Annotated in this window: 10 protein-coding genes; 3 read left to right on the plus strand and 7 right to left on the minus strand. The window is 74.3% G+C overall.

What is annotated here, in order from left to right; translation table 11 throughout:
• Nucleotides 1–103: 103 nt before the first annotated feature.
• Together ABWK59_RS16070 and ABWK59_RS16075 are read left to right on the plus strand one after the other, a co-directional pair.
• Nucleotides 104–508: a hypothetical protein gene (locus ABWK59_RS16070; RefSeq protein WP_354641270.1), complete on the plus strand. Its 405-nt coding sequence runs from the start codon at nt 104–106 to the stop codon at nt 506–508.
• 6 nt (nt 509–514) lie between these two features.
• Nucleotides 515–1081, plus strand: coding sequence for a thiol-disulfide oxidoreductase DCC family protein (locus tag ABWK59_RS16075; RefSeq protein ID WP_354641271.1), 567 nt, complete (start codon nt 515–517; stop codon nt 1079–1081).
• Nucleotides 1082–1137: 56 nt separating this feature from the next.
• Here ABWK59_RS16075 and ABWK59_RS16080 read toward each other — a convergent pair whose 3' ends face one another.
• Nucleotides 1138–2799: an FAD-dependent monooxygenase gene (locus tag ABWK59_RS16080; protein WP_354641272.1), complete on the minus strand. Its 1662-nt coding sequence runs from the start codon at nt 2797–2799 to the stop codon at nt 1138–1140.
• Nucleotides 2800–2964: 165 nt separating this feature from the next.
• Here ABWK59_RS16080 and ABWK59_RS16085 point away from each other — a divergent pair, with 165 nt between their 5' ends.
• Nucleotides 2965–3720, plus strand: a complete 756-nt coding sequence (locus ABWK59_RS16085; protein WP_420492924.1) for a TetR family transcriptional regulator — start codon at nt 2965–2967, stop codon at nt 3718–3720.
• Nucleotides 3721–3816: 96 nt separating this feature from the next.
• Here the strand turns inward: ABWK59_RS16085 and ABWK59_RS16090 are convergent, their stop codons facing one another.
• From ABWK59_RS16090 to ABWK59_RS16115, 6 genes are all read right to left on the minus strand, one after another.
• A complete protein-coding gene (locus ABWK59_RS16090; RefSeq protein ID WP_354641274.1) occupies nt 3817–5103 on the minus strand; it encodes a GNAT family N-acetyltransferase in 1287 nt (428 codons plus the stop codon).
• Between the two features lie 153 nt (nt 5104–5256).
• Entirely contained in the window at nt 5257–6510 is a 1254-nt protein-coding gene (locus ABWK59_RS16095) for a C40 family peptidase (RefSeq protein ID WP_354641275.1), read from the minus strand.
• A 299-nt stretch (nt 6511–6809) separates the two neighbouring features.
• Complete coding sequence (locus tag ABWK59_RS16100; protein WP_354641276.1) at nt 6810–7907, minus strand: hypothetical protein; 1098 nt, start codon at nt 7905–7907, stop codon at nt 6810–6812.
• Nucleotides 7908–8029: 122 nt separating this feature from the next.
• Entirely contained in the window at nt 8030–9943 is a 1914-nt protein-coding gene (locus ABWK59_RS16105) for a threonine/serine exporter family protein (protein WP_354641277.1), read from the minus strand.
• Between the two features lie 188 nt (nt 9944–10131).
• Nucleotides 10132–12468 carry a hypothetical protein gene (locus ABWK59_RS16110; protein ID WP_354641278.1) on the minus strand — a complete coding sequence of 779 codons (2337 nt, stop codon included), beginning with the start codon at nt 12466–12468 and terminating at the stop codon, nt 10132–10134.
• The gene (locus ABWK59_RS16115) at nt 12465–14402 is read right to left on the minus strand and encodes an ATP-binding protein (RefSeq protein ID WP_354641279.1); all 1938 of its coding nucleotides are present in this window, start codon (nt 14400–14402) and stop codon (nt 12465–12467) included. The genes ABWK59_RS16110 and ABWK59_RS16115 overlap by 4 nt, the downstream gene beginning before the upstream one ends.
• Nucleotides 14403–14500 lie beyond the last annotated feature (98 nt).

The raw sequence follows: 14500 nt of genomic DNA on the forward strand, positions 1-14500 counted from the left end.
CATGTGACGAGCATCCCACGACGCAAGGTTGAACACGTTCAAATACTTGCCCTAGAGTCATGCCCGCAGGGTTTTGAACACGTTCGAAACGGAGTGGGTCCCGATGGACTACACAGTGGTCAGCTATGCCGCCTACCTGCCGGTCGCCACCGGCGTGACCGTGTGGGTGGCCCGGACACTGAGCAAGAACGGCCGGATCTTCCTGGCCGACGTGTTCGCCGGCGACGAGCGGCTCGCCGACGCGGTCAACCACCTGCTGGTGGTCGGCTTCTACCTGATCAACCTCGGCTTCGTCGCGCTCTGGATGCGCTCCGACGAGCAGGTGGAGAACGTCCAGGGCGTGTTCAACGCGCTCTCGTACAAGCTCGGCACCGTGCTGCTGCTGCTCGGCGTGATGCACCTGGGCAACGTGTACGTGCTCAACCGGATCCGCCGCCGGAGCACGCTGGAGAAGCAGCACCGGCCGCCGGTCGCGCCGCAGGCGTGGGTCCAGCCGAACCAGGCCTGACCCGCCGTGGACGCGATCACAAGCCCCGCGGCCGGAGCCACGCCGCCGGTCCGCCGGATCACCGTGCTGCACGATCCCGGCTGCCTGCTCTGCCGGCACCTGACCGCCTGGCTGCGGGGGCAGCCGCAGCTGGTGCCCCTGGAGTTCATCACGGTGGCCTCGGCCGAGGCCCGGAAGCGGTTCCCCGGGCTCGACCACGACGCCTCGCTCGGCGAGATCACGGTCGTCGCCGACACCGGTGAGGTGTGGCGCGGCGCGCACGCCTTCGTCGCCTGCCTGTGGGCGCTGGCCGAGCACCGTCCGCTCGCCGTACGGCTGTCGACCCCGGCCGGCCTGCCGCTGGCCCGGGCCGCCGCGTTCGCCGCCAGCAAGTACCGCGCCGCCGTGGGGGTCGGCCGGGTCGCACCGGATGAGGAGGGGACACCCGGTGCGACGCCCACGGCCCCCGGCCCGGCATACGGGACGGACGGCGCGGACGGGACGGACTTCGCGGGCTGGCCGCCGGGCCTGGAACCCTGCGGGGACGGTTTCTGCTCGGTGTCCGGGCCACCGCCCGGTCGGGCCCGCCCGTGAGCCGGCCCACCACCGGCCGCCCGGCCCGCTCAGCCCGCTCAGCCCGCTCAGCCCGCTCAGCCCTCCCGCCCCGCTCGGCCTGCTCGGCCCGAGGTGAACGTCCGGCGCAGCAGGGCGGTGATCCGGGCGGGGTCGGCCGGGTGGATCCGGCCGGCGAGGTAGCCGTCCGGCCGGATCAGGAAGGCCTCGGGGTCGCGGGCGCCGTAGCCGGTGCGGAAGGTCTCCCGTTCGTCGTGGACGGCCGGGACCAGCAGCCCGTCGGCGGGGGTGCCGGGGGCGAGGACGGCGTAGACGTCGAGGTGGCCGCGGGCGGCGGCCCGGGAGGCTTCGGCGCAGACGGGGAGGAGGCCGGCGGGGAGGGTGGGGCCGGCGTAGAGCAGCAGGGTGTGGCGGGGGCTGCGGAGGAGGTCGAGGAGCCGTTGCGGGTAGGTGGCGATCGGCTGGACGAGGCCGGCGCAGTCGGGTGCGCGGTCGCCGGGGCGGACGGGGAGGTCGGCGGTGCCGGCCGTGCCGTCGGGGTCGACCAGGGGGCTGTCGGGGTAGCCGACGAGGAGTTGGGCCTCGCGGCGGATCACGTCCTGGATGCCGTCGCCGTCGGCGCCGATGCCGGTGCGGGCGTGGCGGACGGTCCGTCCGACGACCTCCTCGCCGATCGGGTGCCGTTCGGAGTGGTAGCTGTCGAGGAGGGCGGGGTCGGCGGTGGCGTGGAGGACGAGGGCGAGTTTCCAGGCGAGGTTGTGGGCGTCCTGGATGCCGGTGTTCATGCCCTGGGCGCCGGTCGGGGGGTGGATGTGGGCGGCGTCGCCGGCGATGAACACCCGGCCGTCGCGGTAGCGGTCGGCGAGCCGGTGGCTGATTCGGAAGACCGAGGACCAGCGCAGCGTGGAGAGGGTGACCGGGCGGGGCCAGAGGCGGTCGAAGACGGCTTGGAGGTGGCCGAGTTCGGGTCGGCGTCCGGTGTCGAGGCCGTGGAGGACCTCGTCGGTTCCGTTGTCCGGCACGAGGAGTTCGGGGGCGGCGACGGCGGACATCCGGTAGCGGCTGCGGCCGGGCAGCGGGATCGCCACCAGGATGTCGTCGGGGCCGCCGTCCGGGCGGTGGTTGACGACCCGGACGCCGTAGCCGGCGGGCATGGCCCAGTCGACCTCGATGTCGCCGAGCATGTAGGACTCGGTGAAGGCGCCGCCGCCGAAGTCGAGTCCGAGGCCCTTGCGGACACTGCTGTGGGCGCCGTCGCAGCCGATCAGGTAGCGGCAGCGGACGCGTTCGGTGCCGTCGGGGGTGCGCAGGACGGCGTCGACGCCGTCGGGGTCCTGGGTGAAGGATTCGAGTGCGGTTCCGCGTTCCACCCGGGTGCCGTGGCGGGCGAGGTGGCCGGTGAGGATCTCCTCGGTGGTGTACTGGGGCAGCGCGGCGAAGCCGTAGGGCACGTCGGGGGGCAGGGTGAGGTCGAGGCGGGGCTGTTCGCGGCCGTCGATCCAGCTGAGGTTGCCGCGCATGGGCAGGGCGGCGGCGAGGACCTCGCGGGCGAGGCCCATGGTGTCCCAGAGTTCCAGGGTGCGGGGCTGGATCCCGACGGCCTTGGCGTAGCGGTGCGGGGTGGTGAGCCGGTCGACGATGCGGCACTCGGTTCCGTGCCGTCGCAGTTCGGCGGCCGCGGTGAGGCCGACCGGTCCGGCCCCGACGACCAGTACGTCCGGTGCGCCCGTGTCGACCATGTGCGTCTCCTGCCGCCGGCGGGGGTGTCCTCGCAGTTCCAGCGTGCGCGGCTCCGGCGGGTACCTGCCACTCGCGCCGTTGCCGGCGGGGCGGGTCGGCACCGCCCGGTAGGCTCGGCAATTGTGGACGAGGTGGGCGAGGAGAAGGGAAGCGGCGGGGAAGGCATGGGCGACGAGAACACGCCGGACGCTCCGGTGGCCGCGGAGCTCCCGGGCGGTCGGGCGCGGCCCAAGACCGGGAAGAGTGAGCAGACGCGGGCGCTGATCCTGGAGACCGCGATGCGGATATTCCAGGAGCGCGGTTATGACAAGACGACCATGCGCGCCATTGCGACCGAGGCCGGCGTTTCCGTCGGAAATGCGTATTACTATTTCGAGTCAAAGGAATTCTTGATTCAAGGATTCTATGACAAAATGACGTACGAGCATGCGGCGGATGCCCGGCTGCGGATGGCCGGGAAGAAGGATTTCGACGAGCGGCTGCAGATCGCCCTCACCTCGTGGCTCGACTGCGCGGCGCCGTACCACGAGTTCGCGGCGCAGTTCTTCCGTACGGCCGCCGATCCGACCAGTTCGCTCAGCCCGTTCTCGAACGAGTCGCACCCGGCCCGAGCGACGGCCGTGGAGTTGTTCCGGGAGGTCCTCACCGGCTCGGAGCTGGCTCCCAAGCTGGACTCCGAACTCGCCGACCTGCTGCCCGACCTGCTCTGGCTCCACCTGATGGTGGTCGTCCTCTACTGGGTGTTCGACCGAACGCCGGACACCGAGCGCACCCGGGAATTCGTCCGCCGCTCCACTCCGATGGCGGCCCGGGTCATCAACCTCTCCCGGTACCGGGTGTTCCGGCCGATCGTGCGGGACGCCAAGGGGCTCATCCAGGACTTCATCCTGCCCACCATCGGCAAGACCGCCAAGCCGTAGCCGTAACCGCGGCCGCACCCGTAGCCGTTGGGCATGCCGAACGTCCTCGGGCCGGCCCGTTCTCCCGGGCCGGCCCGCGCCGCTTCCGGCCGGTGGTCAGAACCCGTCCGGGTTCCAGGGCTGGATCGGCATCCGGAGCATCAGGTCGGCCGCGGCCGCGGCGCCCGGGCGGATCTCCCGGAGCAGCGCGGCGGCGGCGAGCCGTGAGGCGGTCTCGGTGCCGAGGTAGAGCGAGGCGAACTGCGGGGCGCCCAGGGCGAGATCGGGCTCCTCGCCGGTCGGGGTGCAGCGGCCGGTGCCGTCGGCGTCGGCCTCCAGGGCCCAGCGGCCGGCCGCGTACCCCTCGGGGTCGGTGACCTCGAGGACGACCCGGCCGGGTGCCGCGTACCTGCGGGCGCCGAAGGCGGCGGGGACGTCGAGCAGCCGCAGCCACATGAAGTCGGCGTTCTCCTCGTGCGGGACGGCGCCGCGCGGGTCGTTGAGGAGCAGCGGCAGCGGGTCGTCGACGCCGCGGTTGGCGATGGTGATTCGGCGGACCCAGTCGACCGAGAACACCAGCCGCAGCAGGGCGTTGGCGGTGGGCCGGTCGAGGGCGAGGAACTCCGTGACGGTGAGGGTGCAGTTGGGGTAGGAGCCGTCCCAGTCGTCGTCGACGGTGTAGCCGACCAGGCCGGTGGCGGTGCCGCCGGCGTCGCGGTGGACGGCGACGAACGGCTCCTTCCAGTCGTAGCCGGGGAGGGTGACCTCGCCGGTGTTGAGCTTCCACCAGTAGTCGGCGCGGGGGCCGATGGCGCCGGGCTGGGTGAGCCGCCAGCGTTCGTGGAGGTCGGGGCCGATCTTGCGGATCTCCTCCAGGGTGACGAAGTCGATCCGGCCGCCGTCGGGGACGGGCAGGTCGGGGCGGAGGCCACCGGAGCGCTGGACGTCGATCCGCCAGCCGTTGGCGCGGGTGGCGGGGCCGAAGCCGAAGCGGCCGTAGATGTTGTACTCGGCGGCGATCAGGATGGCGGCGGCGCTGCCGCGCTCGCGGGCGGCGACGAGGTCGTGGCGCATCATGCGGCTGAGCAGGCCGCGCCGGCGGTGGGTGGAGTTGACGGTGACGGCGGTGATGGCGTCCACGGGGAGGGTCGCGCCGCCGGGCACGGTGAGTTCCTGGTCGAAGCTGCGGAAGGTCGCCACGGCGCGGCCGCCGTCGGTGTGGTCGAAGGCGGCGAGCATCCGGCCCGGCTCGAAGATCAGCTTGCGGTACTCGGTGCCGTCGCCGACGTGGGGGCGGAGGAATCCGCGGGCGATGGCCCGGTCCCACACCGGGAGTTCGTCCTCGGTGACCGCGCGGACCTCGATCTGCTGGTCCTGGCCGTTCGCTGCTGCAGAGGTGCCCATCCCGTCAAGGTACGTCGCACCCCCGGGTGCGGCATCCCGTTTTCCGGGCCGCCGGGAGGCGCGCCGCTGACCTGCCGTCACCTGCCGGTCGCGGCTCGTGGCCGAGGCGTGGCGCCTTCTCGTCGCCGCCCGGGCAGCCGGTGGGCGGGCCGGTCAGGGGCGGGCGTAGAAGTCCGGGGTGCCCATGATCCAGAGGCTGGCCTGCTTGACGGCCGTGCCGGGGCGGGGGGCCTCGATGATCTGGTCGTCGCCGATGTAGAGGGCGACGTGGTGGATGTCGGCGGCGCGGCCGGTGTCGGTCCAGAAGACCAGGTCGCCGGGGCGGAGTTGGCCGTAGCCGATCGGCGTGGATTCGGCGTACTGGTCGGCGGCGAAGTGGGTGAGGTTCCTGCCGCCCTGGCGCCAGGCCAGCATGGTGAGCCCGGAGCAGTCGTAGCCGTCCGGGCCCTCGCCGCCCCAGATGTAGGGGAGGCCGATGGTGGTGCGGGCGAAGGCGATGGCGGCCTCGGCGCCCTGGGGGGACCCGGCGGTGCGGAGTGCGGCGGGCGGGGTGTTCCTGGCGGCCTCGGCGGCGGCTGCGGCGGCCTTGGCGGCTTCCTCGGCCTGGCGGGCGGCGATCTCCTCCAGGGCCTGGCGGCGTCGGCGTTCGAGGTCGACGGTGGTGTTGCGGGCGGCGGCGAGTTCGGCGAGGAGTTGTTCGCGGCGGGCGGTGACCGCGGTGACCTGGGCCCTCTGGTCGGCGAGCCGGGCTTCGGCCTGTTCCTTGGCGGTGCGGACGGCGTCGGCGGCGTGCCGGGCCTGGTCCTCCGCGGTACGAGCGACGCGGGCGGTGCGGTCGGCCTCGGCGGCGGTGGAGGTGGCGTCGTCGAGGATCTGCCGGGTGCGGGAGGCGGCGACGCCGATGGCGGCGGCGCGGTCGCTGAGGGCGCGCGGGCTGCGGGCGCCGAGCAGGGCGTCGATGGCGGAGAGTGCGGGGGAGGCGCCGCCCTGGCGGTAGGTCTCGGCGGCGAGTCGGGCGGCGCGTTCGGCGGCTTCGGCACGGGCGGCTTCGGCGGTGGTGGACCGCTGGGCGGCGGCGGTGGCCTCGGCGCGGGCCCGGAGCAGATGGGCCTGGGCGCCGTTGTAGGCCTCGACGGCCTGTTCGGCGGCGTGGCCGGCGGCGTCGAGTTCGGCCTGGGCGGTGGTGAGGAGGGTTTCGATGGCGGCGGTGTCGGCGGCCTTGGCGTCGGCCTCGGCCTGGGCGCGGGCGATGTCGCCGGTGGAGGGGTAGGGGTCGTCGGCGGGGTGCGCCGGGTGGTGCGGGGGTTGCGCCGGGTGGTGCGGGGCTGGGGCGGCGGCCGCGGTGGGGAGGAGGCCGAGGGTGGCGGTGAGGGCCAGCAGGAGGATCGGGAGCAGTCTGCGGGGCATGGCCGGGACCTCTCTCGGCTGCTGGTCGGCCGACGATCAGCCGGCGGTCCCAGGGCGTGACGGACCGTTCACTCGCCGCATCGTCGCAAGTTCCTCGGCCCGGGTGTGCCATCGCCATACGCCCGCACGGGTGGAATGTCAGATTGTCGGGTTCCAGGGCCCCCGCTCCCCCGAACTCCCCGGCTCGGACCGGACCGGACCTGCTCGGACCGGACCTGCTCGGACCGGACCTGCTCGGACCGGACCTGCTCGGACCGGCCCACCCCGCCACGGCTTCGGCCGCGGAACCTCCCCGCCGGTCAGGCGCGCCGGTGCGGGTGGGGGTGCGGCAGCCGCGGGTGCGGGTACGGGTTCCGCGGGGCGGGGGCGGCGGTGGGCAGCGGGCGGACGGAGTACGCGCGCCGGCGTCCGGCCTGCACCACCCTCAGACGGGCCCGGGCCCGGTCCTGCCGTCCGGGCTCGCCGCCGGCAGCGGCGGCGCGAGCGGCCCCGGCCGCCCCGGCCGCCCGGGCGGACTGGCTCTCGGCGGCGCCGCGGCGGTCGGCGAGGCGGGCGTGCCGGCGGGCGAGGGCGCGGGCGGCGTGGGCGTCGAGGTGGGCGGTGGCGCGGGCGGCCATCCGTTCGGCGACCCGGTGGGTGGCGGTGTGGTGGGCGGCGACCTTGTCGGGGGCGCCGGCGATCAGGTCGAAGAGCCAGGTGCGGGCGCGGTCGGCGCGGGCGTGCAGGCGGCGTTCGCGGCGGCGGGCGCGGGCCATCCGGCGGGGCCGGTCGGCGTACCGCCAGCGGGCCCAGGGGCTGCTGGGGCGGGCGAGCCGGATGGCGCCGATCCAGGACAGGCCGGGGACCATGATGCCGAGCAGACCCATCCACATCTTGCCCTTGAGCAGGGCGATGATCGAGACGAGGGCGTTGACCGCGATGACGCTGACCAGTCCCCACCGGGTGTCCTGGCCGGGGACGACGCCGAGCGGGACGTACCCGGTGAGGAGCAGGGCGGTGATGAGGATGCCGAGGATGACGGCGTCGACGGACTTGCGGCCCTGTTCGCCCCAGTACACGTCGTCGAGGTGGAGGATCAGGGCGAACTCGTCGAGGACGAGGCCGCAGCCGATGCCGAAGAGCAGGCCGAACCAGTCGATCCAGGGGTGTCCGCCGCTGGTGGCGAACACCCCGATGCCGCTGACCAGCAGGAATCCCAGGCCGAAGACCATGTGGTGGATGTGCAGGCCGCCGGGGGTGACGTTGCCGGGCCACCAGCGGACCTTGGCGCGGATCATGCGGACGCTGAAGCGGATGAAGACGAACGAGCAGATGAACCCGACGAGCAGCAGGAACAGCGGCTGTTTGTGCGCGGCGATGATGTGGTCGCGGTAGCCGTCCAGCAGGTCACGGGTCACGGGTGGTGCCTTCGTCCTTCGGTGGTGCTGCGGGGTGCCGTCCGTCCGGCCCGGGTGGTCCTCCGGTGCGGTGCCGGCGGTCCTCGGGACCGGTCCGGCCGCTCCTTGCGGCTAACGTTCGCTCAGAACCCCCGGGTGCGCTTGGCGGCGCGGCGCGGGACCAGCAGGTAGGGGGCGAGGCGTTCGCTGGCGCCGGGGGACTTCATGAACAGCCGGGCGACCTCGCCTCCGAGGTTGACGCCGATGGCGAGGGCCATGGCGAGGGCGGCGGCCCGGCTGATCTGGACCAGGCCGGCACTGGGGTGGCCCTGGGCGAAGGAGAGCATGCCGAGGTACATCGCGGATCCGGGCATCAGGGAGCCGATGGCGGCGGTGACGTACGGGAGGGCGGAGGCGTACCGGTAGCGGGCCATCAGCTGGCCGAAGAGGCCGACCAGGCCGGCCGCGACGCCGGTGGCGACGATGGGGTTGACCCGGGCGTTGGTGAGGACTCCGTAGGTGGACCAGCCGATGGCGGCGTTGAGGACGACCATGGGCAGGGCGCGCGGGGCGGTCTGCAGCAGCATCGCGAAGGCGAGGGCGAGCAGCATGGCGGCGGCGAGCTGGACGGGCGGGTTGACGCTGGTGGCGAGGGCTTCGTCGGGGCGGAGCTTGGCGTTGTAGTTGACGCCGAGGTAGAGGACGAGCATGACGCCGATGACGATGCCGGCGACCAGGTAGATCACTTCGAGCAGCCGGGCGGCGGCGGTGATGTAGAAGCCGGTGAGGCCGTCGGCGACGGCGGCGACCAGGGCGCGGCCGGGGAGCAGGGCGAAGAGTCCGCCGGTGATGACCACGGAGCCGCGCAGGTGGAGGTCGTTGAAGGAGAGCAGGATGCCGAGGACGGCGGCCGGCATGGCGGCGACGACGAACTGGTAGAACTCCGGCAGTCCGCGGCGGGCGACCTGGGAGGCGAGGCGGTCGCCCGCGACGGCGGCGACGAAGGCGCTGAGGAACACCAGCCAGGCCTTGCCGTCGATCTTGCCTCCGACCAGGAAGGTGGCGGCGCCGGCGAGCAGGCCGGTGGCGAGGGCGAGCAGCCAGACCGGGTAGGGGTGGCGGTTGCGGCGGATCACGGCGAGCCGGCGGTAGGCGTCGTTGACGCTGACCTGTTCGGCGGTGATGTCGGCGACGAGGCGGTAGACGGCGGCGAGGCGGGTGTAGTCGGAGGTGCGGCGGCGGACCGACCGGTTGGCGGTGATCGGGGCGTCCACCAGGGAGGGCTGGTGGGAGATGGAGATCAGGGTGAAGGTGACCTCCGGCTCGCAGTGGTCGAGGCGGTAGGCGTGGGCGATGCCGAGCATGGCGGCTTCGACGTCCTCGGCGGCCTCGCCGCTGGCGAGGAGGAGTTCGCCGATGCGCAGGGTGAGGTCGAGGATGCGGGGGACGTTGCGGCCGGCGGAGGGGTGGAGTTCGCGGGCGGTGCGTTCGAAGGCGGGGCGTTCGGACATGGGGGTGCGCAGCAGGGTGCGCATCCGGTCGGGCCAGAGGACGGCGCCGGTGAGGCTCTCGTCGAGGGCGGGGGCGACGGTGCGCCCAGCGGTGTCGGAGCCGCCGCCGGTGTCGGTGCCCGTGTCGGTGTGGCGGCGGGTGCCGCCGGGCGGGGCGTAGCCGGCGGCGCGCCAGTCCTCGGGGGTGAGGGTGTCCTCGGCGGCGGTGAGGTAGCCGCGGGCGGCGCCGGTCTCCTCGGGCTCCTCGGCCTCGTCCGGCTGCTCGGCGGTGGGCTCGGGCTCGGGCTCGGCCGGGACGGTGAGGGCGGGTGGGCGGAGCAGGCCCTGGGTCTCGGTGGGTTCGGGGGCGAGCGGGATGACGGTGGCGGTGGTGCGCGCGGGTGCGTCGGGTCCGAGCAGGCCCTCGGTGGGCGGCGCGGGTGCCGCCGGCGCGGCGGGAGAGTCCGGGGTGGCGGGAGAGTCCGGGGTGGCCGGGGGTGCCGGGTGGGGGCCCGGTCGGCCGCCCCTGGCCTCGTTGCCGCCGCCCGGCCTGCCCCGCTTCGGCACGTCCGCTCCTCGCCGCCCCTGGTGGCCGTCCGGGGCCACGGTGTGATCGTCCGTCCCACCTTGCCAAATCCGACGCCCTCGTGCATATGTACGGTTCGTCGCACTTGCCCGGCGGAACGGTCCCCCGCGCCCCGGACGGCATTCCTGCGGCTCCCGGACGGCTCTCACCCGGCCGCCGGTGGGTGTCCTCAGAGCCCGTAGCGCTCGACGGTCTCCCGGTGGCGGGTGGTGTCGGCGCCGGCCGCCTCGGCCAGGTCCAGCCAGCTGAGCGGGTGGGCCCAGCCGGCCGTGAGGCGCTGGAGCAGGGCGTCGGCCTCCGCGGCGGAGGCGGTGGGCGGGACGCCGAGCGCGGCGTAGATCCCGGGCAGCGAGCCGTCCTCGTCGGCGGGGTCGGTGATCGCGTACTGGTCGCCGCTGTAGGCCCAGACCCCGTAGCCGGCCTCCTGGAGGTTCTTGCGGAGGGTGAGCCACTCCTCGTCGCCGGGCCAGGCGCCGTCGATCCAGTGGGTGGTGTACCCGGCCGGGTCGAGCAGGGTGAGCAGTTCGAAGGCGGGGCGCCAGCCCTCCTCCGCGCCGGGCTCGGGGCCGTCGTTGAGCAGGGCCGGGGAGAACACCACGGTGTCGCGGTGGTTGAGCGGCAGCTCGTCGCCGAGGACGGGCAGCACCCGGGCGGTGGCCGGGCCGGTGCGCAGGGCGGGCAGGTCGGCGGTGGAGCCGTTGGTGCGGGTGGCGCGGAGGGTGATCAGCTGCCACTCCTCGTCGACCGGGCCGCTGTCGGTGTCGAACTCGATGCCGATGCGGGCGCCGGCGGCGCGGACGGCGGGCCAGTCGCGGTTGGCGGTGGCGGCGGTGATCAGGTGCCAGAGGTCGGATTCCCGGAGCGTCTTGTGGCCGAGCTCGGGCTCGGTGGTCTCCGCGGGGAGGGCGTGCTCCACGATCTCCTGGTACAGCCGCTGGGCGCGGGTGTGGTCGCCGAGCCGGGTTGCGGCGCTGCCGGCCAGGCGCCGGGTGTTGATCGCGTCGGGCTCGTGGGCGAGGACCGCGTCGCAGTGCTCGCCGGTGTCGGCCCAGCGGCCCTGGCGGGCGGCCCAGCGGGCGCGCAGCCAGTGCGCGTCGGCGGGGGTGTCGGTACCGAGCCGGTCGGCCAGTCGGTGGACGCCGTCGCCGTCCTCGGCCTCGATGAGCAGGGAGCCGAGCAGGTCGACCAGGTACGCGTGTCCGGGGTCGCGCTCCAGTTGGGTCCAGAGCAGGTCGGTGACGGTGCGGGCGTGGCCGAGGGCGGCGAGGGCGCCGGCGAGGTTGACGACCAGGGTGGTGTCCTCGTCGCCGAGGGTGGCGCGGGCGGCGGAGAGCAGGTCGGCGCCGGTCTCGGGGTCGGGGGCGTGCTCGGAGAGCCAGTCGGCCAGGTCCTCGGCGGGCACCGGGAGTTCGGGGTGCGGGAGGGCCTCGGCGGCGGCCTTGAGCGCGGCGAGGTCCTCGGCGACGCCGTCGGTGCGGCGGAGCAGGGCGAGCTTGCGTTCGCCGGTGGCGGCGAGGGTGAGGGCGACGGTCCGGGCGCCGCGGGCGACGGCGAGCCGACCGGCGACCAGCAGGAGGTCGAGGCAGGGGCGGTGGGAGCCGGCGGCGTCGAGGTAGCCGACCCAGCCGGCGAGCCGGGCGCCGAGGGCGGCGTCGTTGGGGTGGGCGCCGGCGGCGGCGAGGAGTTCGACGGCGTCGGCCCAGCGGTGGCGGATGTCGGCGTACTCCTCGGCCTCCTCCGCGTCGGGGAGGAGGGCGAGGGCGGCGTCGGTGCGGCCGAGGGCGGCCAGGGCGCGGGCGCGGCCGACGGCGAGCTTGCGGCGGTCGTCGTCGTCCAGCTCGTTCCGGCCGGCGACGTAGGCGTGTTCGGCGGTGTCGTAGGCGTCGAGGGCGTCCTGGTGTCGGCCGAGGCGGTAGAGGGCGCCGGCGCGGCCGAGGCCGAAGGAGAGCGAGACCTGTTCGCCGGCGGTCTGGATGCGGACCTGGGCGCGGTCGAGGTGGGTGAGGGCCTCCTCGGTGCGGCCGTCGTCCTCCAGGGTGTCGGCGTACTCGCGGGAGAGGCAGTCGAAGCAGGCGCGGGCGGGCTCGACCCGGGCGAGGGCCTCCTCCAGGACGGCGAGCCGCTCGGGCACGTACCCGGGGCCGTCGATGTTGGCGTGGCAGATGGTGAAGTCCTGGACGGCGCAGACGGACTGCGGGCAGGAGGCGGTCTCCTCGCGGTGGGCGAACTCCAGCAGGGAGACGGCCTCGCTCATGGCGGCCTCGCCCTGGTGGCGCTTGTTGAGGAGGTTCTGCAGGCGCCAGTGGCGGAGGAAGACCTCGACCCAGGGCAGGCCGAGGGCGCGGGCGGAGGCGAGGGCCTCGGGGAACATCGCGTCGAGCTGCTCGTTGCGGCCGTCGACGGCGTGGCCGGCGATCTCGACGAGTGCGGTGGCGAGCCGGTGGTGGCCGGATTCGGTGAGCCGGTCGTGGGTGTCGTGCACCCAGGCCCAGATGTCGGTGCTCATGCGCGGTCTCCCTGGTGGCCCTGGTGGGGGTCGTCTGCGGGCAGTGTGTCCGGTACCGCTGACAGCCCGTCCGGGAGGGCGGCGGTGAGGGCGGCGACGGCGGTGCCGATGCCGTCGAGGGCGGCGGTGAGGTCGCCGGTGGGGGAACCGGCCGCGGCGGCCATGATGACCTTGAGGCTGCGGAGCAGGCCGGCGGCGGTGGCGGCGCCGGTGTGGCCGGTGCGGTAGGCGGCGAGCAGGTCCTGGACGGCGGGGGCCGCGAGGTTGAGGTAGAGCCGGGCCCGGACGGTGCCGTCGGTGCGGGCGGTGAAGGCGCGGGCGAGGCGCAGCGCGGCGGAGGGGATCCGGGCGTCGGCCTGGTCGTCCTCGATCCGGGCCTTGAGTTCGGCCTCGCGGTCGGGGACGAGGACGAGCGGCAGGCCGGGGGGGTCGAAGCGGGCGGGGAGGAGTTGCTCGCCGTCCTCGGCGAGGGCGGCGGCCAGCCAGGCCTGTTCGTCGGCGGCGAGGGGGTGTTCGGGGGCGCGGAAGAGTTCGCGGTTGCCGCTCTCGCTGCCGAGTTCGACGATCCGGGCGTCGCGGAGCTGGGCGTAGCGGCGGAGGAAGGGGAGGACGGCGTAGCGGTCGCCGCGGGCGATGGGGACCTGCATCGCGCGGTAGAGCATCTCCTCGAAGCCGCCGCCGCTGCCGAGGGCGACGTGGACGGCGCCGTGGCCGGCGGCGCGGAGGGCGCCGGCGGTGAGGTCGCCCTGGGAGGTGGGGACGGGGACGTCGTCGGCGAGGAGGGTGAAGAGGCGTTCGTCGCAGAGGGCGGCGCCGAGGAGTTCCTGGCCGTGGCGGGCGAGGATGCGGCGCCAGGCGGCGGGCTGGAGGCGGGCGGTCTCGTAGAGGCCGTCGACGATGGCGTCGGTGAGGGCCTGCTGGAGGGCGCGGTAGTGCTCGTCGCGCTGGAGGTCCTCGCGGCTGGCGGTGGGGGTGAGGCGGCTGGATTCGATGACGCCGCCGATGAAGCCGGCCCAGCTGGGCAGCAGGTCGCGGGCGTCCTCGGCGAGGAGCATCCCGCGCAGGTAGACGGCGAGGTCGCGGTTGTCGGTGGAGCCGTAGGTGCCGCCGTCCTGGACCCAGAGCAGGCCGACGGCGTCGGTGCGGTCCTCGGTGGGGGTGACGGGGAAGGCGGTGAGCGGCTCGAAGGTGCGGGAGAAGGAGGCGGCGAAGCGCATCCGGGTGAGGTGGAGGGAGCCGGGGACGTCCTGGCGCCAGGGGACGGGGACGTCGTTGACCGGCTGGTCGTCGTCGCCGACGTGGACCGGGATGGGGAGCAGGACGCAGTAGCGCAGGAGGACCTCGCGCAGGGCGTGCTCGTCGGCGAGGTGGGCGTGCTCGGGCTTGAGGTGGAGTTCGACGACGGTGCCGGGGTGGGGGCGGGGGTCGACGGGCCGGACGCTGTACTGCTCGCCGCCGCGGCTGCGGTACTGGTGGGTGCGGTGGGGTTCGCGGTGCGAGGTGGTGGTGACGGTGACCTCGTGGGCGATGGAGAAGGCGGAGAGGAAGCCGAGTCCGAAGGCGCCGATGAGGTCCTGGTCGCCGGTCAGGTCGCGGAGCATCCGGGTGTAGCCGGTGCCGACGGTGGCGAGGTAGGCGTGGATCTCGGGTTCGGTGAGGCCGGCGCCGGTGTCCTCGATGGCGATGGTGCGGCGGGCGGCGTCGCCGCGGACGCGGATGGCGGCGTGGTACGGGGTCGTGGGGTCTTCCAGGGTGCGCCGGGTGTGCGAGTCGTGGGCGTTCTGGACGAGTTCGCGGACGGCGACCAGGGGGGTGGAGTAGAGGTGGGTGGCGAGGACGCCCACCAGGCCGCCGAGGTCGACCTCGGTCGTGCGCAGGTCGTCGGCTGCGGGGAATTCGGAGGGCCCGTGGCCGGGCGGCAGACCTTCAGACATGAGGCCCCAGTGTGCCAGTACGACAATCCTCGGACCACCGGTTTCCGGATGAGCTGTTTATGGCGATCCTCGGTCAACTTTGGATTGACGCGGAGAAG

The organism is Kitasatospora sp. HUAS MG31 (assembly GCF_040571325.1).
Classification (GTDB): Bacteria; Actinomycetota; Actinomycetes; order Streptomycetales; family Streptomycetaceae; genus Kitasatospora; species Kitasatospora camelliae.

Coding starts and splice junctions, on each gene's coding strand:
- ABWK59_RS16070 (WP_354641270.1), top strand. CDS start 104: ATGGACTACACAGTGGTCAGCTATGCCGCCTACCTGCCGGTCGCCACC.
- ABWK59_RS16080 (WP_354641272.1), bottom strand. CDS start 2,799: ATGGTCGACACGGGCGCACCGGACGTACTGGTCGTCGGGGCCGGACCG.
- ABWK59_RS16085 (WP_420492924.1), top strand. CDS start 2,965: ATGGGCGACGAGAACACGCCGGACGCTCCGGTGGCCGCGGAGCTCCCG.
- ABWK59_RS16090 (WP_354641274.1), bottom strand. CDS start 5,103: ATGGGCACCTCTGCAGCAGCGAACGGCCAGGACCAGCAGATCGAGGTC.
- ABWK59_RS16095 (WP_354641275.1), bottom strand. CDS start 6,510: ATGCCCCGCAGACTGCTCCCGATCCTCCTGCTGGCCCTCACCGCCACC.
- ABWK59_RS16110 (WP_354641278.1), bottom strand. CDS start 12,468: ATGAGCACCGACATCTGGGCCTGGGTGCACGACACCCACGACCGGCTC.
- ABWK59_RS16115 (WP_354641279.1), bottom strand. CDS start 14,402: ATGTCTGAAGGTCTGCCGCCCGGCCACGGGCCCTCCGAATTCCCCGCA.